Source organism: Parasediminibacterium schistidii (genome assembly GCF_046546515.1).
GTDB lineage: Bacteria > Bacteroidota > Bacteroidia > Chitinophagales > Chitinophagaceae > Parasediminibacterium.
On the sequence record NZ_JBKHKJ010000004.1, the window covers coordinates 10840 to 31548 of the forward strand.

The window sequence follows — 20709 nt, forward strand, 5'->3', positions numbered from 1 at the left end:
TAATTATTGAGCAGATAAACTCTTCTAAATCCTGTAAGGGCCGGCATTGTTGAAAAAGAAGAAGCATATTTAAATAGTAGTGCAGGTGATTTTTTGGGTATAAGAAAAGGGAAATTAGCACTGAACTATTATGAATAAATGGTTGATAGAAGTGTTTATAAGGATTACAAATCCTTTGATAGGGGTTCGTGATTGCAAATCACGAACAGCGGGTTACATCAATTAAAAAATTGGAATTAGTTATGAATAACATACTCCCCGAATTTTATGCAGATATAAAACAAATCTCTAAAGCAATTAAAGCAAATAAGTTGGTTGTTTTTGTTGGAGCTGGTGTTTCGATGAATGCAGGAGTACCCAGCTGGGTTCAGTTGATAGAACAACTCAAAAAGGAACTACCTGAAAATAAAAGTGAAAATGACTATTTAAAAATTGCTCAACTATACAAACTTTCTAGAAAGCCAAAGGAATATATTGAACGTGTCAGGGAAATATTGAAATATGAAAGAACAACTTATAATGAATTGCACAAAGCAATTTTTGATCTCAATCCTTGCCATATAGTCACAACAAACTATGATGATTTGTTAGAACAATGTGCCTCATCAAATAATTTATTCTATTATCCTATTATAAGAGACAGAGACTTGCCTTATGCAACCGTTGAAAATTTTATTATCAAAATGCACGGTGATTTATGTGAAGGGAATATCGTATTGAGTGAAGATGAATACTTAAATTATGAATTAAATTTTCCATTAACTGAAAATTATGTAAAGTCTTTATTTTCAACCAAATTGATACTTTTTGTTGGGTTCTCTTTTAGTGACCCAAACCTTAAAATTATAACAAACAAAGTAAAAAATATTTTAGGCAATCATTTTCAACCAATGTATCTTCTGAGTACTGGAGGGGTAGATAATTTACAATTAAAGTACTATGAGGAGAGGGGCGTTAAAATTGTTGATTTTAGTCATGAAAGCATCAAAGAGGTTATCTCGAAAAAAGATATAGATACAGGTAGTCTAAAGGATGAAAGAGGCAAACAACTTTATAAAATGCTACATTTCATTTCTTCATTTGACATTGTAACTAATGAAACAAGTCACCAACCTTTTTTTGAACAGTTTATTTCTTTGTACGATTATAATTTCTCGGAATTAAATTTTGTTGGTAAAAGTGAACTAGTAAAACTTTTACCAAATAACCCAGATCCACTTTATTTAGATTCACTTTTCCCTTTCACATTATTTATAACCAACAATGAAGCCCGCCCATTACTTGAGCGTATAAAAAAGATTACTGAAACTAAGCTGCATCCAGATTCATCTGATATGAATTTCTGGCCATTTTTTTTTAATATAGTTAAGAAAAATTTAGTTTTTGATATTCGTTTTCCTAGAGATGAGAACAGCTTGAATAATGATTTTGAATCAATTGATTTAAGAAATCTTTTGGATGACAATAAGCAAGATTCTATTGATGACTTATATGAGCTAAATTTCGACAAAGTAAAAAAGAGAATTGAATATTTACAGGTAATTCAAGTAAATGAAGTTTCAATTACGCATTTAGAATTACCCTTTTTATTATACAAGTTAGGTAAATATTATGAATCATATTTGATTTATAAAACCATTGCTAATAAATACTGGAAGCAGAAAAAGTACGTTCTGTTTTTTCTAAGCATGATAAATATAAAGAATCTAAAGGACAAGATTCAACATAGGTCTGTAATTGATGGTATCCTTAAGCAAAAGATTTTAAAAGAAATTGACAATATTGATTTAGATACTTTACTAAGTCGCTTACCAATAAATAATCCCAAATTAGAAAAAATATTAAGAGGGATTTTAACCTATAAATTTGTTTTAGATACTACAAACGAGGTAACTAAACTTAAAGAAAAAATTCTTGAAAGTAAAAGGCTAAATGAAACTCCAGGGAGTTTTTCTTTAAATAATCATGATTTGGAATTGTATAGCCAAATTGGTAATCTATGGACTTTTTGTAATAGCAATTTTGTTATATCAGAACATTTCTCAGAAAACGTAGAGGCTTATAAAAATGCCGCAGCAGCATTTCTGATTAAGAATAGTGTAAAACCAGCCAGTGGAAATGGGTTAGCTGATAATGCCGAGATATATAATGTATTTAATCAGTTTCATCTTTTATTAATTTCAATCTACTTAGAACCTAAGGAACTTATTAATTGCTTTAGAAAATATGAAATCACTAAACCTAAGTATAATGAAAAAGCGAAGGAGTTTTTGCAAAACGTAATAAAAAATGGATTTGAAATCATCATTAAGAATCCAGTAGATACATTTGGGTTAGAAAGAAGTAGTTATCTTTATATTCAGCTACAGAATGCACTAATCCTAACATCAACTTCTGAAATAAATAATGATGAGATAATAGAGATATATTCAAAAATATCGAAACTAAGTTACAGGGAATTTCATTCAATTATAGACGGCTTAACTTATTATTCATATAAAACGCTTGGACTTATTGATAGTATACCTCTTTTAGAAACTCTTTTGACCAATATTTTCAGATATGGTCTCTTACCTTCTTATAGAAATCATGAAACTATTATAATAAATCTACTCAACAGAATTTATGAAATTGATAATGAGTATAAATTGAGTTCAAATTTAATATTGGATGAGCTATTTTCTATACATATGTTATCAAATACCTATGAAACTCAATTTCTCTTTAAACTTTTAAAGGTATTGCCAGAAGCGAGGATCGAATTCTTATTAAATAACGTTACACAAAGGTTAGAAGAAAAAATGGACTACCACCTGTTTCATTTAGCAATTGCTTATGAAATAGGATTAAATCCTGAATGGGAAAAAAAGTTTATTGCTGAATCTATAAACAAATTCAACAGTAGGAATATTAAAGAATCGTCCTCACAAGATGAATGGCATTTATTTTCTTTATTCAAGATGTGGAAGAAATATAAAGATTCAGATGATTTAAATGATGTACTTGAATTATCGGCTAAGTTTCCCTTTCTTGCGTTTTTAATTGACCCACAAAATTTTGACTATGAGGTTAATACATTCCAGTTAGATTGGTTATGGTATTTAGCTGATGACAATAATGAAACTATAAAACAACTAATCAAGCTTCCTAAGCTTAAAAACTATTTGAAGAATAACTTAAAAGAATTAGAAAGAGATAAAGAATTGATGAAGGTTGTTTTGGATACCATCTAGTGGTGTTGTGTTTAGATAGTCCACGTCAATCGCTAATATTTACTAGGGCTAGCGCCCAGCTAGTCCACGTTAAAAGTCGTTTCGCTGGTGCGCCCAGCTAGTCCACGTAAAACTTCGTTTTGCTGGCGCACGCCTGTGGCGTGTGCCATTTGCTAAGGTCGTTCTCACTGCGAGAGTCCACATGAAACCTAGTTTTGCCGTGCTGGGCAAGATGTTAGCGAAGCGCATCTTGCCTGAACAGATAAATGGGATTTCCCGTGCTGGGCGCCATGTTGCGAAGGGCATGTCGCCTAAACAGATAAAAAGGATTTCTTAATCCAAAAAGCCATTAACTCTTGTAAGGAATATAAATGGATAAAACGATTGATCTTTTATATCTCCTTGTTTTTATGTACGCACAGTTAATAAATGCAAGTGTTTTAAGAAAAGCAATGCTTAAAAGTTTTTGCCAACCCAATATGTTTGCATAATGGCAAATAATGAATTACATAAAACATACCTTTTTATAGATGAAAGCGGAGACCCTACTTTTTATGGCAACCGCAAAAAACTATTGGTTGGCACGGAAGGCTTTCAGCCCTACTTGATAATCGGTATGATAGAAACTAGCGATAGAAAAGCACTACGCAAGGCAGTTGTCAGTTTCATGGAATCCATTAAAGCAGATTCTTTATACAATACTATTCCCTCTGTTGCCACAGATAAAGGCTGGTACGTTCATGCCCGTGGCGACCATCCAGAAATCAGGGCAAAATTCTTTGAATTGCTTCGTAATTTAGATGGTTACAAAGCGCACATAGTTATCGCAAGGAAAGACCTGAATATTTTCACTCGAAAACACAACACCAATCAAACCGAGTTTTATTTTGATGTCTTGCACCATTTATTAAATGGAAGGCTAACTGATACTAATTGCCAATACAATTTATACCTTTCTCAAAGAGGTAAAAATTCTTTACAACGTTTTCAGAAAGCAGTTGACAAAGCTTTACTGGCAACCGGATCTAAAACAAAAGAAAGTATAAAATACAATCTCGAAATTGTACCAAGCAAAGACATGCCAGAACTAAGTATTATAGATTATCTGATGTGGGCAGTACAAAGAAGTTTATTACAAGGCGAAAGCTGTTATTTTGATGCCCTAAGAAGTATATATGAAACCGTTTTGAATTTGTACGAAGAGGAGTAAAAATAAAAAAAGCTAAAAAATCTTTTTGCCCCCGTGCCAGTACTGGCAACACCCATCATGGGATGAGATATGTAGGCTCAAAACTCCTTAGCATTGCAAATATACAAAAGCTCACTGCAAATAAAAAAACAATCTTACATTTCTCAGCTTGGCGTAAACTCCTGTCTATGTCATAGCGTTTGCAAATCTCCCGATTTGCGTCTTCATAAAACCCAGACAGCTCAATAGCTTATAGCATTTGGACGGTTCATCTACCAATAGTACAGTAATAATTTTTTCAAAATACTAATATATTTAGTTTATCTTCGTGCAACATTTAGCTTAAAGCATAGAGTCAAAACAACCCAAGCCAAATTGTAGTTCTTTTTTTACTAATATTAATATAGTTGTAGTGCCAAAATTTAATGCTTCATTTTTCACTCATAAATCACTCACTTTTTCTCACAAATCACTCATAAATCACGCACAAATCACTCAAAAAGTACGCACAAATCACTCACAAAACACGCACAAAAATTTTAAGTTATTGTTGATAATCAATGGTTTACATGAATAGCATCGATTTTTGAAAAAAAACGAAAGTGTAAAAACCCCACAAAAATGGCAAAACTGAAACTATTTTAATAAAAAGCAAGATGAAAAAGATATTATAAAAAATATGTAAATGTGCTGCTCTACGAGGCTCGTAGCCCTATGCCATTGCGTATAGCAAAATTATCTGTTTTCATTTTTTTGGCAACATAGAAACTTTATCTTTGGTGCAGGTCTATAAACGGTAAACTATAAACCCAATATTGCTAATGAACGAAAAACTACTACAATTTATCTGGCAATTCCAATACTTCAATAGGGATGCTTTGCAGGTAGAAAATGGCGAAGCCCTAAGCATCATCAAAATAGGGTTGTTTAATAAAAACCAAGGCCCAGATTTTACCAATGCCTCCATTAAAATAGGGGAGGTGCAGTTGGTGGGCAATATTGAGATACATACCCTTTCGTCCGATTGGCTAAAACACAAGCATACTGCCGACAAGCAATATGGCAATATAATACTGCATGTGGTTTGGCAAAATGACGTGGCTATACAAGATATGCACGGCAACACAATCCCTGTCCTAGTATTGGAAAACCGTGTGCCCAAGCTACTACTAAGCAAGTACACTGCCTTGATGGATAACGGGGCTATCCCCTGCCATGGCCCTGCTTTCCCCGATTTGGACGAGCTTAGCTGGGTAGCCTGGAAGGAGCGGCTGCTGGCCGAAAGGCTAGAACGAAAAGCCGAGCATGTGCTTGAGTTATTAAAAGAATCGAACAACCATTGGGAGGAAGTATTTTGGTGGATGCTGGCAGCCAATTTTGGCGTGAAGGTAAATACGGCTTTATTCGAGGCTGTGGCCAAGACCATCCCCGTTAATGTATTGGCAAAGCACAAGCAACAAATACACCAGTTAGAGGCGTTGCTGCTGGGGCAGGCAAATTTACTGGAAGGTGAAATGGAGGAAGATTACCCACGTATGCTTCAAAAGGAATATGCTTTCCTGCTAAAGAAATACAAGCTACGCACCACCACTATCCAGCCCAATTTCCTACGGATGCGGCCTGCAAATTTCCCTACTGTAAGGCTGGCACAGTTGGCAATGCTGGTGCAGGAGTCGTCGCACCTGTTTTCCAAGATAAAGGAAATGGATAAGTATGCAGATGTGCTGGCATTGTTTACCGTAACGGCGAATGACTATTGGCACTACCATTATCGGTTCAATCAAATAACAGAATACAAGCCCAAAGCCTTGGGAACTAGCACTATCAACAACATTGTAATCAATACCATTGTACCTGTGTTGTTTGCTTACGGCATGTATGTAAAAGAAGAAAGCTATAAGGAAAAAGCAATCAATTGGCTTACGCAAGTAAAAGCAGAAGAAAATAATTTGACCAAAAGCTGGCAGGGGTATGGAACTAAAAACAAAACCGCTTTTGATTCGCAATCGCTGATTGAGTTAACCAACAATTACTGCCATCAAAAGCGGTGCTTAGATTGTGCCATAGGCAACAAAATTTTACGGGCAAGGTAAAATATTATTTTTTTTGCCACGAAGGCACGAAGACTCAAAGCGACACAAAGTTTTAAAGAAAGAAGAAAAAAGAGAAAAAGAAGAAGATTTATGTTATCACTACGTTTTAACCTTCGTTTTCTTTGTGGTTCTTCGTGTTTTTGTGCCTTTGTGGCAAAAATGCCTATCTTATGCAGGCAAAGCAGCCTGTTCCAAAATTTCGTCTAGGCTAATGCCATAATGGCTTTCATCATAAATACATTCCCCATTTTTAATTACCAAAACCTGTGGCGATTCGTGGTGTACCTGAAATACTTCTGCTATCGCAGAAGAAACAGGCCGATACTTAATAAGGTCTAAATAGTAAAAGTCTATACGCGTTGGTATTGTAGCTTTGTCTAGCCTGTTTTTGGCTACGCTGCTAATACTGCAAGATGTACTATGCTTAAAAATAACCTGTGGCTGCTGGAACGATGCTGTTTTAATATCGTCCAATTGTTCCACCGTTGTCAATACTTTCCAATCCATAAAATATTTTATATTGATTAACCCCTAAAATACCTTGGATTAGTAGTTGGGCAACCTTTGCCATAACGAGAAGACGAACAAGAAGAAACCATCAAGGTAACCCCCAAAAGAATGGCAAACAAGAAGAATACTTTCTTCATAAAAAAAATTTAAAAATGAACACTAAAAATAAATTAAAATATAGCATCTAATGAAACAAACCAATGCAATATAAATGTTTCGCTGAACATTTAACTAATTGTAAATATATGGACAACAAGAATGCCAGTTATTAAAAAGCATAGCAATTGTTACAATTTGCTTATCAATTCCTTTGCGGCACGCACAGCATCATCATTTTTAGCTGTTATGGCCAGCTCTATACATTTTTGTGCGCTTGTTTTGGCACTTGCCTTGTCGCCCATTTCTTTTTCTATCTTGGCTTTTAGCAAATAAGATCCAAAATTTGGCTGCTTGGCATTGCTGATGCTTTTGGTGATATACTCCAATGCTTTTGCATTGTCTTTTTCTATGTCAAAATAATAGTTGGCCATTGAGCCATAGGCGGGCTTGTCGCCATCTAGGCTTTTTTGTATATCAGCTTTCACCCGTGCTTTGATATTGGTAACAATAGGCAGGCTTACCAGCGTATTGCCCCACATCAATTGCAGCTCACAGGTTTCAGGAGTAATATTTGCAAACTCCATAGTAAACAATTCTACTTTCTCGCTCAATTTCATAATAGGGGCAGAAAAACGTACAATATCATTGTCTGGCTTGTAAAGCGGTGGTTGGTTCACAGTTAAATCGCTTGTGATAATCAGCGTAAATGCTTTTTTGCCGGGGATACTTAGCAAACCATATTTGCCAGGCTTGATGGCTACGTTATTAATAATAACATCGTCGCTAAAAGTGATTACAGTTGCACCGTTTGCACCTGTACGCCACACTTTGTCTATGGGCGCAAGCTCGCTGCCTTCTTTAAACACATTCCTGTTTTTCAATGCAGGGCGGCTATAGCTAAGTTCTATAGAGCCAAGGCCAAAATTTTGCTTGATGGTTTGCGTGGGGCTTGGTTGAGGCAAATTTACAGCTTGCGCAAAAGCACCAACAGTTGCAAATAAGGAAAGGATAAGCAATATACGTTTCATAAATATTTTTATTTGTGTGCAAACCTAAGCTATCAGTTTGTTTCGATAGCTATTTTAATGGTTGATTATTAACCAAATACGAAATTAAAAGTAAAAAGGTTGCCGTTCGTTATGGCAACCTTTTTGCTTTTAACAAGCAATTTCAAATACATTTATACAGTAGCAGTTAAACTAGAAATAGCATATTCCTGGTTTAGCCGGGCAATGTTTGTCAAAGAAATTTCCTTAGGGCAAGTAGCTTCGCAAGCACCTGTATTGGTACATGCACCAAAGCCTTCTTTGTCCATTTGGGCAACCATGTTGGTAACACGAGTGTTTCTCTCAGGATCGCCTTGTGGCAAAAGGGCAAGGTGCGATACCTTGGCACTCAGGAACAGCATGGCACTGCTATTTTTACAAGCTGCCACGCAAGCCCCGCAGCCAATACACATGGCTGCTGCAAAAGAAGCGTCTGCTTCATGCTTGTTGATAGGCAATGAATTGCCATCAACTGCATTGCCCGTGTTTACGCTGATATATCCACCAGCTTGTATAATACGGTCGAAAGCAGTACGGTCAACCACCAAGTCCTTGATAACAGGAAAAGCATTCGCCCTCCATGGCTCCACGGTGATGGTGTCGCCGTCTTTAAAGGCACGCATGTGCAGCTGGCAAGTAGTGTTTGCCTGCCAAGGGCCATGTGGTTTGCCATCAATATACATAGAGCACATGCCACAAATACCCTCACGGCAATCATGATCAAAGGCAATAGGCTGCTTATCTTGGGTTATCAGTTGTTCGTTCAATACATCGAACATTTCCAGGAACGACATTTCTTCCGAAATATCGTTTACCTTATAGGTTTCAAAATTACCGTTCGTTTTTGCATTTTGCTGCCTCCAAACTTTCAATGTCAGGTTCATGCCTTTATGTTCCATATGCTATATTTTTTCAGTAATAACTTTTGTTTTGTAACTTAAATGTTGTTTTCCACCTATTGTATTTATCAACTTTTTGAAATTCGTGTATCTTAAAGATTCAATTCTGTTCCTATCCTCAATAAACCTTCCGAGTACAATCCTTGCCTTGTGCTGGTAACCTGAAAACCCTTCAATATTTTTTATAGAAGAATATATCTGCAAACAGGCATCGTCCAAATCTTGATCTTTTAATTCAATCCAAAAACAAGTTTTGCGTTCTTCAATTATTATCAAATAATCGCACTTGCTGCCATCCGAATGTTTTAAAACACAATCATCTATTTTCCATTTGGAAATTGCAAATCCTGATTCATTTTGCAATTCAAATGTTAGATTATTTTCTGTTGCAACAGCTCTACTTACTATCTTTTCGTATTCCTTGCAACCCTCAAAATCCCTAAGCAGTTTCATGGACTGCAAATTTTATATCTAAAATCCTATCATAATCAGCATTCAATGCTTTACTTACCTCGTCCATTTCCTCAACCCTTATTTCCTTTAATTCCTCATCAATAATATTCCTTGCAGTTCCATCACTAAGCAACCTATAAGCACTTACATCTTCAGGATTTATCCAGTATTTTTCTTCAATTATTTTACTTACTTCTTCCTTGTGCTCCTGACCAACCTGATAAGCGTACATTAAATTGTTTAATGAAATAAGGATGTAGGGGCTATGGGTTGTTAACAAAATACTATTACCGTAGTTCATTGTCTTATCCACCAAAAACTTCATTAATTTATTCTGGGCAGATGGAAACAAGTTTAACTCGGGTTCTTCGATAATAAAAGTTTTTGCTTTCTTTCTTATTTCAGTATAATATTTAATTAACAATACAACTGGTATTGTTGATTGATAGCCACTTGCTCCATTCGATAAATTTATAAAATCATGATCTTTGTTTTTTATCAAACTCTTGCCATATACATTTTTATAAGTTATTTCTAATGGTTCAATGACTGTTTCTGATGAAAAAAAATCAAAAAATATATTCGCTGTTTTATCAAAATAATTGTATAAAAAATTGGAAATATTCGGGATACTATCTTTTCCCAATGAGAAAATTGATTGTAATCCCCTTTCTGTTGGTAAATAGAAAGGATTGTCCATAACGCTTGCCACATCGTTTAAAAAAAAACTTGTTGGTATAGCTCTTTTCATTTGAGGATAATCAGAACTCTCTTTAGGCTTAGTTATCCTTTCTAATTCAGATAAAAGGTTGGTAAATTCATTAGATATAGCTTTAAGTTTAGGCATAAAACTATAAATAGTATCAATATTAGAAATTCCTTTACCAGGGATATTTTCAGTTATTTTGATAGGTTTTTGCTCAATTACAACGGAATAATGCTTGCACTTGTAATAAATATAACTATCCTTTTTAATAGAATCATTTAAACCCCATGCACTTAGCCCCTCACGAAATTTAGCCTCACCTTGATTAAAAGGGGAATCAATTGTAATATACGAAAAATACCTGCAAACAGCCAACAACTTTGCCACGGTACTTTTACCCGTCCCCTGCTCACCAATAAACACATTAAACCTGCCAAGTTCTAGCTCGACAGATTTAATAGGTCCAAAGTTTTTTATAATCAGTGTTTCTTTCAAAAAAGCTTGTCTTTATAAAAGCAATTATACTCAAAATTACTTATAATTCCTTTGGCTTGGCTTGATTACATCATATACCAAAGGTTCCTTGTGCAGGTTCCAGTTGCTTTCGCCAGCATATTCCCAAGCGGCCACATACATATAATTTTCATCGTCCCTCAATGCCTCGCCTTCTGGTGTTTGGTATTCTTCCCTAAAATGACCACCGCAGCTTTCGTTGCGGTCAAGGGCATCTTTGCACATCAATTCGCCTAGTTCTATAAAGTCAGCAACACGATTTGCCTTGTCCAGTTCCGTGTTCATTTCTTTAATGCCACCGGGTATTTTCACATCGCTCCAAAATTCTTTTTTCAGTGCCTGTACTTCTTGTATGGCTTGCTTCAATCCTTCCTCATTGCGAGCCATGCCGCACTTGTCCCAGATTATTTTGCCCAAACGCTTGTGGAAACTTTCAACACTTTGCTTGCCGTTGATGTTTTTCAAAGTGGTAATCCTATCACTAACTGCTTTTTCTGCTTCTACAAATGCAGGGTGGTCTATTGAAATAGGTTTGTTGTAAATCTCATCTGCCAAATAATTACCTATAGTGTAAGGTATCACGAAATAGCCATCTGCCAAACCTTGCATCAACGCACTTGCACCTAAACGGTTGGCGCCGTGGTCGCTAAAGTTGGCTTCACCCAAGGCATAAACGCCGGGCAGCGTCGTTTGCAACTCATAATCTACCCACAAGCCACCCATTGTGTAATGCACGGCAGGGTAGATGCGCATAGGTACTTCATACGGGTTTTCACCTGTAATCTTTTGGTACATGTCAAACAAGTTGCCATATTTCTCTTTTACCACATCCTTGCCCATGGCAATAATTTGGTCTTCAGGAACATTGTCATTGCCTTGCTTGCTGGCTTCTATTTTACCATAACGGATAATAGCCGCTGAATAATCTAAATAAACAGCTTGCTTGCTAGTACCTACACCATAGCCAGCATCGCAACGCTCTTTAGCAGCACGGCTAGCTACGTCACGGGGTACAAGGTTACCAAAAGCAGGGTATCTGCGTTCTAGGTAATAATCCCTTTCTGTTTCAGGTATTTCGTTTGCTTTCCTGTTGTCTCCTTGTTTTAGAGGTACCCATATACGTCCATCGTTCCTAAGGCTTTCGCTCATTAGGGTCAATTTACTTTGATGGTCGCCACTTACGGGAATACAAGTAGGGTGAATTTGTGTAAAGCAAGGGTTTGCAAATGCTGCCCCTTTTTTATGTGCTTTCCAAGCAGCGGTAACATTGCTACCCATTGCATTGGTTGATAAATAAAATACGTTGCCATAACCACCACTGCACAATAATACAGCATGACCAAAATGGCGTTCTAGTTCTCCGCTAATCAAGTCACGGGCAATAATGCCACGGGCTTTGCCATCTACCATTACTATGTCCAGCATTTCATGGCGTGAATACATTTTTACATTGCCCAATGCTACCTGCCTTTCTAAAGCCTGATAAGCACCAATCAACAATTGCTGACCCGTTTGGCCTGCTGCGTAAAAAGTACGTTGAACCTGTGTACCACCAAAACTACGGTTGCTTAGCAAGCCGCCATACTCCCTTGCAAAAGGCACGCCTTGCGCCACGCATTGGTCAATGATGCTACCGCTTACTTCAGCTAAGCGGTGCACGTTTGATTCCCTAGCGCGGTAGTCGCCCCCTTTGATAGTATCGTAGAACAAACGGAAAATGCTGTCCCCATCATTCTGATAATTCTTGGCAGCATTGATGCCGCCTTGCGCAGCGATAGAGTGTGCCCTGCGTGGGCTATCTTGAAAACAAAATGCTTTTACTTTATATCCTAATTCGCCTAATGTAGCAGCCGCAGAAGCACCTGCCAAACCTGTACCTACAATAATGACTTCCAATTTGCGTTTGTTTGCTGGGTTTACCAGCTTGCAATGCCCTTTATAATCCTTCCATTTGTCGTCTAATGGCCCTGCTGGAATCTTTGCGTTTAGCATCGTATCTAAATATTTAAAATTGAAATACTATAAATGAGGTGGAGTTGATAAAACAAATAAACTGTAGGGTTTACTTAATTTAACCAATGAAAAAAGAAGCTTAGCGGCATCATTATAAACGCCAATGTTATAATAATAGAAAAGCCGTAACCTAAGCTGGTTAGCATTATATTATAACGTTTGTTGTGTACGCCAATAGTCCTGAATGCGCTTTGGAAGCCATGAGCAAGGTGATACCCCAAAGAGATGCAACCTAATACATATACAATCACTACCCATGTTTCGCTGAATTCTTCTTTCATCTTGTCATATAGATTGATTTCCTTACCTAATAAAAAGCCTTGATTAGCACGGTTAGGGAACCAAAAATCTGACAAATGGATAATTAAGAATATAAGGATGATAGTGCCTAGCAAACCCATACTGCGGCTGTACCATTTACTACCCCTGTTGCCATAGCTAACAGCGTACCCGATACTCCTTTTTTTTCTATTGGATAGTTCAAGCATCAAACCTTGGATAATGTGTAGCAACAGACCTGCGAACAAGCCTATTTCCAATATCCGGGGAACCACGTTTGCACCCATGAAGTGGGCACCTTTATTAAACATTTCCCCGCCATCGTTTGCCCATATACAGGCATTTAAACCAGCATGTACTATCAAGAATAAAATCAGGAAAATTCCGGTAAAACTCATTACTAGTTTTTTACCAATAGATGATGTGAAGGTCTCTTTCCAGGTCATTCAGCAAGTGTTTTTAGTTAACGTGTGCAAATGTAACGATACGATTAATCCTATCAACAGTTTAGTTGATGTTTATTTTCTACAACGATGCTGGGAATAATAAACTCGGCATTTTTAGTTAAACAAATAAAAAATAAAAAAAGTTGAGTAATGGAGAAAATTACAAAAATTTATAAAATATGGGGTAAGTAGTCAGTAGTCGGTCATCTGTCGTCAATTATTAAAACCCTGAAAGTGTGAAACAACTTTAGCCGCGGGTGCAACCCGTTGTATAGGCATAGTAGGGGTTTTTGATTTGGCAGATTCCCAAAAGTTGCCAAATCTCTATTCAAAAAATACTACCCCTTATACTCCCCAAATTCCTTCCTTAGCACATCCGATATTTCGCCGAGTGTGCAAAGGCTTTCTACTGCTTCTATTACTACTGGCATCAAGTTTTGGCCACTTTTGGCTGCTTGGCTAATATTGGCTAGGCAAAGCATGGCTTTTTCATTGTCTCGCTTGTTTTTGATGGCTTCAATCTTGGCTGTTTGTATTTTCCGGATGCTGTCATCTATCCTGAAAACGGGCGTATCATTTGTTTCCAAAGCTTGGAACTTGTTTACTCCAACCACAATCTGCTCCCCGGTTTCTACACCTTTTTGAAAATTGTAGGCACTCCGTGCAATTTCATCCTGCATAAAGCCTTGTTCTATGGCGGTTACACTACCGCCCATGGCATCTATAGTATGGATGATTTGCCATGCCTTTTCTTCCATCTCGTTGGTAAGGCTTTCTACAAAATAAGAACCCGCTAGCGGGTCTGCCGTGCCTGCTACTCCGCTTTCAAAAGCAACAACCTGTTGGGTACGCAGGGCTATCTGTGCTGCTTGTTCTGTGGGCAGGCTTAGTGCTTCGTCATAGCCATTGGTGTGTAGGCTTTGCGTGCCGCCCAAAACGGCAGCAAGTGTTTGTATGGTTACACGGGCAATATTGTTTAAAGGTTGCTGTGCCGTAAGCGTGCTGCCGCCCGTTTGGGCATGGAAGCGGAGCATCATTGCTTTGGGGTCTGTTGCCCCGAGGTCCTTCATAATTATTGCCCACATTTTCCGGGCGGCTCTAAACTTGGCTATCTCTTCAAAAAGGTTATTGTGTGCATTAAAAAAGAAGGAAAGCCTTTTGCCAAACACATTAATGTCCAGCCCTTTGCTCAAAGCGGCTTTAACGTATGCTTTGCCATTGCTAAGCGTAAAGGCGACTTCCTGAGCGGCTGTGCTGCCAGCTTCCCTGATGTGGTAGCCAGAAATAGAAATGGTGTTCCATTTGGGCAAATTAGCTGCGCACCACTCGAAAATATCGGTGATGATGCGCATGGAAGGCTTAGGAGGGTAGATATAAGTGCCACGGGCAGCATATTCTTTCAATATATCATTTTGGATAGTGCCGGTAATTTTTGTCAAGTCTGCGCCTTGCCGTTTTGCCAAAGCCACGTAAAACGCCAAGAGTATAAAAGCGGTGGAGTTAATAGTCATTGACGTGGATACTTTTTCTAGTTCTATCCCCTTGAAAAGTTCCTGCATGTCTTCCAGCGTGTCTATGGCTACGCCTACTTTGCCCACTTCGCCGTCTGAAAGGGCATGGTCGCTGTCGTAACCAATTTGCGTGGGCAGGTCAAATGCCACGCTAAGCCCCATTACCCCCTGTTTTAGCAGGTAGTGGTAGCGTTTGTTGCTTTCCGCTGCAGTACTAAACCCTGCGTACTGCCGCATTGTCCATAGCTTGCCACGGTACATGTCTTCCTGTATACCACGGGTAAAGGGGTACCGCCCAGGCAATGGGGGAGGGGCAATGCCCACGATAGACTCGGGGGTATATACAGGTTGTATTGCGATGCCGCTTTCTGTTTTCATAATCCCCTCCGCCCCTAAAGGGGACTTGTGGCACTTTAACTAATTGAAAAATAACTTATTCATAATAACCTTCTCCTTTTATCGGAGGTTTTTCAGTTCCCCATCAGGCGCGCAGGGGTACTACAACAACTTCTTAGCTTCAAAGCTAATCACCTCGCTTACTACCTCGTGCAGGGTTCCTCTTTTGTCGTTCATCAGGAATTCTAGCAATGACCTACTTAGGTCTATGCCGCTGGCAGTTGGCGGATGTATAGAAGCCAATTGGTTTACCAGCAACAGGTTTTGTTCTTTCAGGTTTTTTACTGCATCCCAAGCCTCTGCGCTAACGTATATCTGCTGTGTAATGTTATAATTAAATTCCTCGTTGATGCTTTGCACAATAGCCCGTTGCATATCCCTAGCTGTGAACTCAGGGTCGCTAACACGGCTGATAACGTTAGACAATGTAATCCTATCTATTAATAAAGCCAACCTTTCATAAGCTTGTAGCTGCATTACTTTGGATCCTTCTACTTTTTTTCCTTCCTCCGCCGCAGCCTTGCGCTGCAAATAAATGAGCCAAGCCACAAAACCAGCGATAGTAACGGCTACAAAAACGATGCTTATTAAACTATAATCCATGTTTATATTATTGTTTGCAAGCAAATGTAATGGTTTTACATTCTACCTTTTTATTGGCTGTTTAGCAAGGGTGCATAAAAGTTTTTCGCTTTGCCCTTTGCCTTTGTTCCTGCTTACTCTCCTTTTGCAGAGGGCTGGGGTGAGGTCTGGGTTTGGGTGAGGTTTAACTAAAAATGCAAAAAACTTTTATACACCCTTTTGCAATAAGAACAAGCTATTGGCTGCTTGTTGAGTAAATAGGTTATTGAGCTAAAAAACAACGCATTAACAAGTAAATTAAACAAATAATTGGCAGTATTCTATTGATATGTATATTGCATTGGCAATAGTTGAGTATTGCCAACGCTTTTTTATGGACGCACCTTTAGGATTGTTGGAAAGAATAAAATTAAAATGGATAAACAGGGGGCCGGCTTCAAGGTTTGTCGTCAATGCTGCATTGTGCGTGGTAGCTTGGAGGTCATTATATGTATATATATTGCAGCCAATCCAATTTCCAGATAAAATACTGACCCGTTTTATTGGGCATGGCACATTATTGATTATCAATTTTTTTAAAGCATCTTCGCTCCCGGCTGCTTATTGCATGGATGCCAGATTCGGGGATGGGGTGGTATTGTTAAGAAACCAACATGCAATATTAACAATTGGCAACGCCTGTAATGGGCTGGAACTGATGATGATTTATGCAGGCGTTATTGCTTTATTGCCCGGTAAATTTACTGTAAAGGCTAAATACATTTCTATCGGTTTTTTAATGCTGATGCTTGCCAATATGATCAGGTGCGCTGGCTTGGAATGGATTTATGAATTTTATCGGTCTATGTTTGAGACAACGCACCATTATTTGTTCACGCTAGTAATGTATGTAATAATATTTGCGGGCTGGGTTATGTATATCAACAAAGTAAAGAGGGATGCAAAAGGATAGTTTTTTTTGGGTTTGCATGGTGTTGAATATGGTGCTGCTATTGTTGTTTGTGATGCTTAAGCCAGCAATACATTTGCTGCCGGGTTTTGCCATGTATATACTTATAAAACTAGAACTAATAGTGCAAATTGCATTGGGGTTCTATGGCCTAAGTGTAAGCATAAACCGGAGCTTGTTTGCTTTTTTTACAAAATTATATGTCATATTGTTACTAGTGTATATACTATTGAAAATTCCAGCCTTGGCGTATTTAAACGACTACTATATTGTCGTGCCAAGCATGTTTACCCCGCTACCTTTCGTTGTTGCTTGGTTGCTGAACAAAGCTTTTTACGAAAAGCAAAATGAAGTATAACGGGAAAGGCTAACAGCTGTGAATAATTTTAAAGTATATTTGTTGTTAAGCAGCATTCAAAATCATGGAAATAGGGAGTAAAATTAAGCGGAGTTTTTTTCAATATACCATTACGGCTATCTATTTTGCTGTGTTGTTGGCAGAGTGCTATTTTTTATACAACCGAAATTATTATACTAGGGTTTATGTGCGGCCATTTTTAATGCCAATATTAATGTTGGTGTACATCCAGCAAATTATTTCGAGGAACCATTTATTATTAATTGCTGCAATGATAGCCGCTTGCCTGGCAGACACGTTCACGATACGTTTTGTGGTTTTTCATCAATGGATGGGGCTTGGCTTATACGCACTCTCTTTTTTCATGATGGCCATTTTATTCTTTAAGTTAGAATGGTTTTCTTTCAAAACCAGCAAGCTGGCATTGTTTATTTCATTGGTTGGGTTGCTCACATATATAGGCATAATGGAATACTTCATTAATAGCAGGAACCTGCTTATTTCCAACGTAAATGTAATTTTTATCTATGCTGGTTGCCTTGCCTTGCTTAGCCTTGCTGTGCTGAATATTTATTTTAACAACAAGACATACAATTTCACGTTTGCAGTGGTGGCAGTTGGCCTCTTGATTCTCGGCAATATTTCTTTTGAAAGCAGCCTTTTCGTATTTCACCGCAGGCATACATCGGTAGATGTAATTACTGCATTTTGCTACGGCCTTTACCAGTTTATCATGGTAGGAGGTATTATCAAGGTAAGGGACAAAATAATGGGTGCAGATTATTTTACCCATGAATAAACATCATTACAAACAAAAAATTTAGCCAGTTATATGGTTGTGTTGTCAAAAATCACTTGCAACAATTACAATCGCCTAGTGAATTGTAATTGTTAGTTCCAGTTTTGCCTATTCGGCTTTGCCCTTTTTGGTTAATGTTTCAAAAGCATCCGCAACTTATAAATCTACAAAAGTCTTTACATGCGGCTCATTCTTAGCTTGGCCAGCCAAACGATTTGCCAACTGCAAGGCTTGGCTGGCCTGCTGGCATTTTTGATGTATAGCCGCCAATTTTCTTTTTGCCATTTCTCGTTTCCTTTGGCTTTGTTGTAGCTGGGTTGCTGATAATTTACTGCCAAAGCATTATCAGCAACTTGCTGTGCTGCTACTAGAGCCGCTAGATTACTAGATAATGCCCTTCTTTCACAAACTGTTTCTGCCGCAGCATAGCCGCCTTTGGCAACTCCTACAATTTTTTCTCGGCTAATGCAACTGTGCTTTGCGAAAGAGAAAGGTAAAAAGCAAAATTTTCTTGCGGCCAACCATGTTTCTCGCGCAATTCCTGCAACTAATTCATGTTGTAATAATTTATTTGTAATAATGTTATTTATTCATTATTTTTTATTACAAAGTTGTAATAAAAATTTTGCAATAATCCTATTTATTACAAGAAAATTATTACAAGTGGAAGACAGCTATTTTTTGAAGGATTGGCGGAATTGAGTTGCATTTATTTATGAGCTAGCAGAAAACGGAACATAGCAAAAAGGTATCGAGGCCTATAATCAAGCAATCAAATTATATGAAAAAAGTTTATATAACAATGGCATTCACGCTTTTAATTTGTTTAGCAGTTAAATCGCAAACAGTAACTGACTATGACAATAATAGTTATCAAACTGTTGTTATTGGCAATCAAACTTGGCTAAAATCAAATCTTAAATCTACCCATTATGCCGATGGTTCTGCCATTGCAAATATTTATAGCTATAATAATGACACAAGCAATGCAACAACTTATGGCAGGCTTTATACTTGGAACAGTGCCATGAAGAATTATAGTGCAGAACTAAGCCAAGGTGCGTGCCCTTGTGGCTGGCATTTGCCATCGAACAAAGAATGGGAAGATTTAGCAGTTTATGCCTCTACACAAACAGGGCTAGGCCATTGGCACCCAAACTTGGGCAGGTAGCAGTAAATTTCTGCTGGGCTTTACTATGTATTCCGACAAACAGCGTAAAGCATATTAGCCATTTTATCTTATCCTAACTTAAGGTTTAGGTTCTTTCTTTTTTTGATATATAGTAGTGGTTATATGTCCATTCACATCTGTATATGTAAAATTGTACATGCTTGAATTATTCCAGTTATATTGTACTGTTCCCTTTTTACCATTCAGTATATAAGTCAGCAAATAACCATTATCCCCTACTGGCTGGCAGCTTTCTATAATAGCACCACGCAAGGGTGTTAATGGCGGTCTAACCGGTTTGGCATTTGGTTGTGGTGACACCTGATTTTCAGGTGCAGGCTTGCCGGCATCCACTTGTACTTTGCCTTTCATCGCCGCTATTAAATATGGGTAAGTATTGGTGCCATGATAATGATAATCTCCATTAGCTGTTATATGGCCATGGCATACATCAAGTGGCTGCATTGGCTTTCCATCTGGCTCCAAACTACCATATATAGCAAAGCCATCCAAAGCATAGGCAATAGGCAACTTGGCACTTGTTTGCAGATGCATAGGTGCTACATGGTAATGATAGTCATCGGCTCCACCGCAATGCCCTCCCCAATTATCCAATTCACCTGCTAGGTAAGCATCGTCACCTCTGTTGTTCAATGGATTAAAAATGGGCACGCCATTTACGGCCAAAGCTATGGCTCCACGCATGAAATTGGTTTGGGTATTGATGGGTTCATCTGCAAATACTGGTTGCAAGGGTATGCTCCATTGGTTATTGCCTGTATAGGTTTGCGGCAAAGGCACGTGCTGCTGCCAACTTTTTATACCCGCCATCATAGAATGATTGGGGATGCCATTGGATGCAACATAAAAAGAACTACTGTCCCAACTTGTTTTTACAGCAGGTTTATAAGCGGCAAACGCAGCATCCATAAAACTTGTACCGTTCTTTGGCGGAAGCTTTTTTACTGTTTTTACAAATGCATATGCACATAGTACCAATAAAATGCAACCTATTGCTACAGGAAAGCGAAGTTTGCGAGAATATGTATTCAATAAATGCTTTGAAACAAGTAAACTAACTATTAAAAGAAGAATTATCAAATAGAAGGGATTGCTACTAATCAACTCCTTATTATTGGTATTTGGCAAAGGGGCATTGTTTTGAACCAAATCTTGATTGTATTGCAATAATTTTTTTACTTTAAACCTGGCAAGTAATTGGTCTTGACAGTTGAGAGATTGAATTGCAATGCTACAGTGCATTCCATTCAATTGTTCCAAAACAATAGTGTCTTTGTTTCCTATTAGGAAATTTCCGTTTACTTGTTGGCCGTTCATCATTTGCCAAGTATTTAATTCATAGGCTTTATTGTAATGACCTCCTTCATGAGCAAAAATTGTACAAATAGAAAGATAAAAAAGTAGGGTAAGGGCAATCTTTTGGCTCAACGCTTTCATAATGGCAATAGTATTAACAAATAGACT

Annotated in this window: 19 protein-coding genes; 7 read left to right on the forward strand and 12 right to left on the reverse strand. The window is 37.8% G+C overall.

What is annotated here, in order from left to right; all coding sequences use genetic code 11:
* The first annotated feature begins 242 nt into the window (after positions 1-242).
* The 3 genes from ACHFIY_RS03095 (at position 243) to ACHFIY_RS03105 (ending at position 6494) form a co-directional block, all read left to right on the forward strand.
* Positions 243-3233: an SIR2 family protein gene (locus ACHFIY_RS03095; RefSeq protein WP_410844592.1), complete on the forward strand. Its 2991-nt coding sequence runs from the start codon at positions 243-245 to the stop codon at positions 3231-3233.
* 469 nt (positions 3234-3702) lie between these two features.
* On the forward strand, positions 3703-4422 hold the full coding sequence (locus ACHFIY_RS03100) for a DUF3800 domain-containing protein (RefSeq protein ID WP_410844593.1): 720 nt from the start codon (positions 3703-3705) through the stop codon (positions 4420-4422).
* Positions 4423-5222: 800 nt separating this feature from the next.
* The gene (locus ACHFIY_RS03105; RefSeq protein ID WP_410844594.1) at positions 5223-6494 is read left to right on the forward strand and encodes a DUF2851 family protein; all 1272 of its coding nucleotides are present in this window, start codon (positions 5223-5225) and stop codon (positions 6492-6494) included.
* A 168-nt stretch (positions 6495-6662) separates the two neighbouring features.
* Here ACHFIY_RS03105 and ytxJ read toward each other — a convergent pair whose 3' ends face one another.
* The 10 genes from ytxJ to ACHFIY_RS03155 all read right to left on the reverse strand — a co-directional run bounded on the left by ytxJ (position 6663) and on the right by ACHFIY_RS03155 (position 15968).
* On the reverse strand, positions 6663-7001 hold the full coding sequence (gene ytxJ / locus ACHFIY_RS03110) for a bacillithiol system redox-active protein YtxJ (protein ID WP_410844595.1): 339 nt from the start codon (positions 6999-7001) through the stop codon (positions 6663-6665).
* A gap of 17 nt (positions 7002-7018) precedes the next feature.
* The gene (locus ACHFIY_RS03115) at positions 7019-7141 is read right to left on the reverse strand and encodes a hypothetical protein (RefSeq protein ID WP_410844596.1); all 123 of its coding nucleotides are present in this window, start codon (positions 7139-7141) and stop codon (positions 7019-7021) included.
* Between the two features lie 150 nt (positions 7142-7291).
* A complete protein-coding gene (locus tag ACHFIY_RS03120) occupies positions 7292-8131 on the reverse strand; it encodes a DUF2911 domain-containing protein (protein WP_410844597.1) in 840 nt (279 codons plus the stop codon).
* A 152-nt stretch (positions 8132-8283) separates the two neighbouring features.
* Entirely contained in the window at positions 8284-9048 is a 765-nt protein-coding gene (locus tag ACHFIY_RS03125; protein ID WP_410844598.1) for a succinate dehydrogenase/fumarate reductase iron-sulfur subunit, read from the reverse strand.
* Positions 9049-9051: 3 nt separating this feature from the next.
* Complete coding sequence (locus ACHFIY_RS03130; RefSeq protein ID WP_410844599.1) at positions 9052-9501, reverse strand: hypothetical protein; 450 nt, start codon at positions 9499-9501, stop codon at positions 9052-9054.
* Entirely contained in the window at positions 9488-10702 is a 1215-nt protein-coding gene (locus ACHFIY_RS03135; protein WP_410844600.1) for an AAA family ATPase, read from the reverse strand. The genes ACHFIY_RS03130 and ACHFIY_RS03135 overlap by 14 nt, the downstream gene beginning before the upstream one ends.
* Before the next feature lie 36 nt (positions 10703-10738).
* On the reverse strand, positions 10739-12712 hold the full coding sequence (locus ACHFIY_RS03140) for a fumarate reductase/succinate dehydrogenase flavoprotein subunit (protein ID WP_410844601.1): 1974 nt from the start codon (positions 12710-12712) through the stop codon (positions 10739-10741).
* Between the two features lie 74 nt (positions 12713-12786).
* Positions 12787-13458 (reverse strand): succinate dehydrogenase cytochrome b subunit, encoded by a 672-nt coding sequence (locus tag ACHFIY_RS03145; protein ID WP_410844602.1) that lies wholly within the window; start codon positions 13456-13458, stop codon positions 12787-12789.
* 338 nt (positions 13459-13796) lie between these two features.
* A complete protein-coding gene (locus tag ACHFIY_RS03150; RefSeq protein ID WP_410844603.1) occupies positions 13797-15347 on the reverse strand; it encodes an acyl-CoA mutase large subunit family protein in 1551 nt (516 codons plus the stop codon).
* Positions 15348-15467: 120 nt separating this feature from the next.
* The gene (locus tag ACHFIY_RS03155; protein WP_410844604.1) at positions 15468-15968 is read right to left on the reverse strand and encodes a DUF7935 family protein; all 501 of its coding nucleotides are present in this window, start codon (positions 15966-15968) and stop codon (positions 15468-15470) included.
* Between the two features lie 352 nt (positions 15969-16320).
* On the opposite strand from ACHFIY_RS03155, the gene ACHFIY_RS03160 reads away from it, so the two are divergent.
* The 3 genes from ACHFIY_RS03160 to ACHFIY_RS03170 all read left to right on the forward strand — a co-directional run bounded on the left by ACHFIY_RS03160 (position 16321) and on the right by ACHFIY_RS03170 (position 18053).
* Entirely contained in the window at positions 16321-16899 is a 579-nt protein-coding gene (locus tag ACHFIY_RS03160; protein WP_410844605.1) for an exosortase/archaeosortase family protein, read from the forward strand.
* Entirely contained in the window at positions 16886-17254 is a 369-nt protein-coding gene (locus ACHFIY_RS03165; RefSeq protein WP_410844606.1) for a hypothetical protein, read from the forward strand. Before ACHFIY_RS03160 ends, ACHFIY_RS03165 begins: the two co-directional genes overlap by 14 nt.
* Positions 17255-17318: 64 nt before the next feature.
* Positions 17319-18053, forward strand: coding sequence for a hypothetical protein (locus tag ACHFIY_RS03170; RefSeq protein ID WP_410844607.1), 735 nt, complete (start codon positions 17319-17321; stop codon positions 18051-18053).
* Between the two features lie 176 nt (positions 18054-18229).
* On the opposite strand, the gene ACHFIY_RS03175 is transcribed toward ACHFIY_RS03170, so the two are convergent.
* Positions 18230-18574, reverse strand: a complete 345-nt coding sequence (locus tag ACHFIY_RS03175; RefSeq protein ID WP_410844608.1) for a hypothetical protein — start codon at positions 18572-18574, stop codon at positions 18230-18232.
* 260 nt (positions 18575-18834) lie between these two features.
* On the opposite strand from ACHFIY_RS03175, the gene ACHFIY_RS03180 reads away from it, so the two are divergent.
* Positions 18835-19224, forward strand: a complete 390-nt coding sequence (locus tag ACHFIY_RS03180; RefSeq protein ID WP_410844609.1) for an FISUMP domain-containing protein — start codon at positions 18835-18837, stop codon at positions 19222-19224.
* A gap of 78 nt (positions 19225-19302) precedes the next feature.
* Here the strand turns inward: ACHFIY_RS03180 and ACHFIY_RS03185 are convergent, their stop codons facing one another.
* Positions 19303-20565 (reverse strand): YHYH protein, encoded by a 1263-nt coding sequence (locus ACHFIY_RS03185; protein ID WP_410844610.1) that lies wholly within the window; start codon positions 20563-20565, stop codon positions 19303-19305.
* Between the last annotated feature and the right edge of the window lie 144 nt (positions 20566-20709).

Excerpts from the sequence above, each read along its gene's own strand:
- ACHFIY_RS03095 (WP_410844592.1), top strand. The coding sequence starts at position 243 with ATGAATAACATACTCCCCGAATTTTATGCAGATATAAAACAAATCTCT.
- ACHFIY_RS03100 (WP_410844593.1), top strand. The coding sequence starts at position 3,703 with ATGGCAAATAATGAATTACATAAAACATACCTTTTTATAGATGAAAGC.
- ACHFIY_RS03105 (WP_410844594.1), top strand. The coding sequence starts at position 5,223 with ATGAACGAAAAACTACTACAATTTATCTGGCAATTCCAATACTTCAAT.
- ytxJ (WP_410844595.1), bottom strand. The coding sequence starts at position 7,001 with ATGGATTGGAAAGTATTGACAACGGTGGAACAATTGGACGATATTAAA.
- ACHFIY_RS03115 (WP_410844596.1), bottom strand. The coding sequence starts at position 7,141 with ATGAAGAAAGTATTCTTCTTGTTTGCCATTCTTTTGGGGGTTACCTTG.
- ACHFIY_RS03120 (WP_410844597.1), bottom strand. The coding sequence starts at position 8,131 with ATGAAACGTATATTGCTTATCCTTTCCTTATTTGCAACTGTTGGTGCT.
- ACHFIY_RS03125 (WP_410844598.1), bottom strand. The coding sequence starts at position 9,048 with ATGGAACATAAAGGCATGAACCTGACATTGAAAGTTTGGAGGCAGCAA.
- ACHFIY_RS03130 (WP_410844599.1), bottom strand. The coding sequence starts at position 9,501 with ATGAAACTGCTTAGGGATTTTGAGGGTTGCAAGGAATACGAAAAGATA.
- ACHFIY_RS03140 (WP_410844601.1), bottom strand. The coding sequence starts at position 12,712 with ATGCTAAACGCAAAGATTCCAGCAGGGCCATTAGACGACAAATGGAAG.
- ACHFIY_RS03145 (WP_410844602.1), bottom strand. The coding sequence starts at position 13,458 with ATGACCTGGAAAGAGACCTTCACATCATCTATTGGTAAAAAACTAGTA.
- ACHFIY_RS03150 (WP_410844603.1), bottom strand. The coding sequence starts at position 15,347 with ATGAAAACAGAAAGCGGCATCGCAATACAACCTGTATATACCCCCGAG.
- ACHFIY_RS03155 (WP_410844604.1), bottom strand. The coding sequence starts at position 15,968 with ATGGATTATAGTTTAATAAGCATCGTTTTTGTAGCCGTTACTATCGCT.
- ACHFIY_RS03160 (WP_410844605.1), top strand. The coding sequence starts at position 16,321 with ATGGACGCACCTTTAGGATTGTTGGAAAGAATAAAATTAAAATGGATA.
- ACHFIY_RS03165 (WP_410844606.1), top strand. The coding sequence starts at position 16,886 with ATGCAAAAGGATAGTTTTTTTTGGGTTTGCATGGTGTTGAATATGGTG.
- ACHFIY_RS03170 (WP_410844607.1), top strand. The coding sequence starts at position 17,319 with ATGGAAATAGGGAGTAAAATTAAGCGGAGTTTTTTTCAATATACCATT.
- ACHFIY_RS03180 (WP_410844609.1), top strand. The coding sequence starts at position 18,835 with ATGAAAAAAGTTTATATAACAATGGCATTCACGCTTTTAATTTGTTTA.
- ACHFIY_RS03185 (WP_410844610.1), bottom strand. The coding sequence starts at position 20,565 with ATGATGAACGGCCAACAAGTAAACGGAAATTTCCTAATAGGAAACAAA.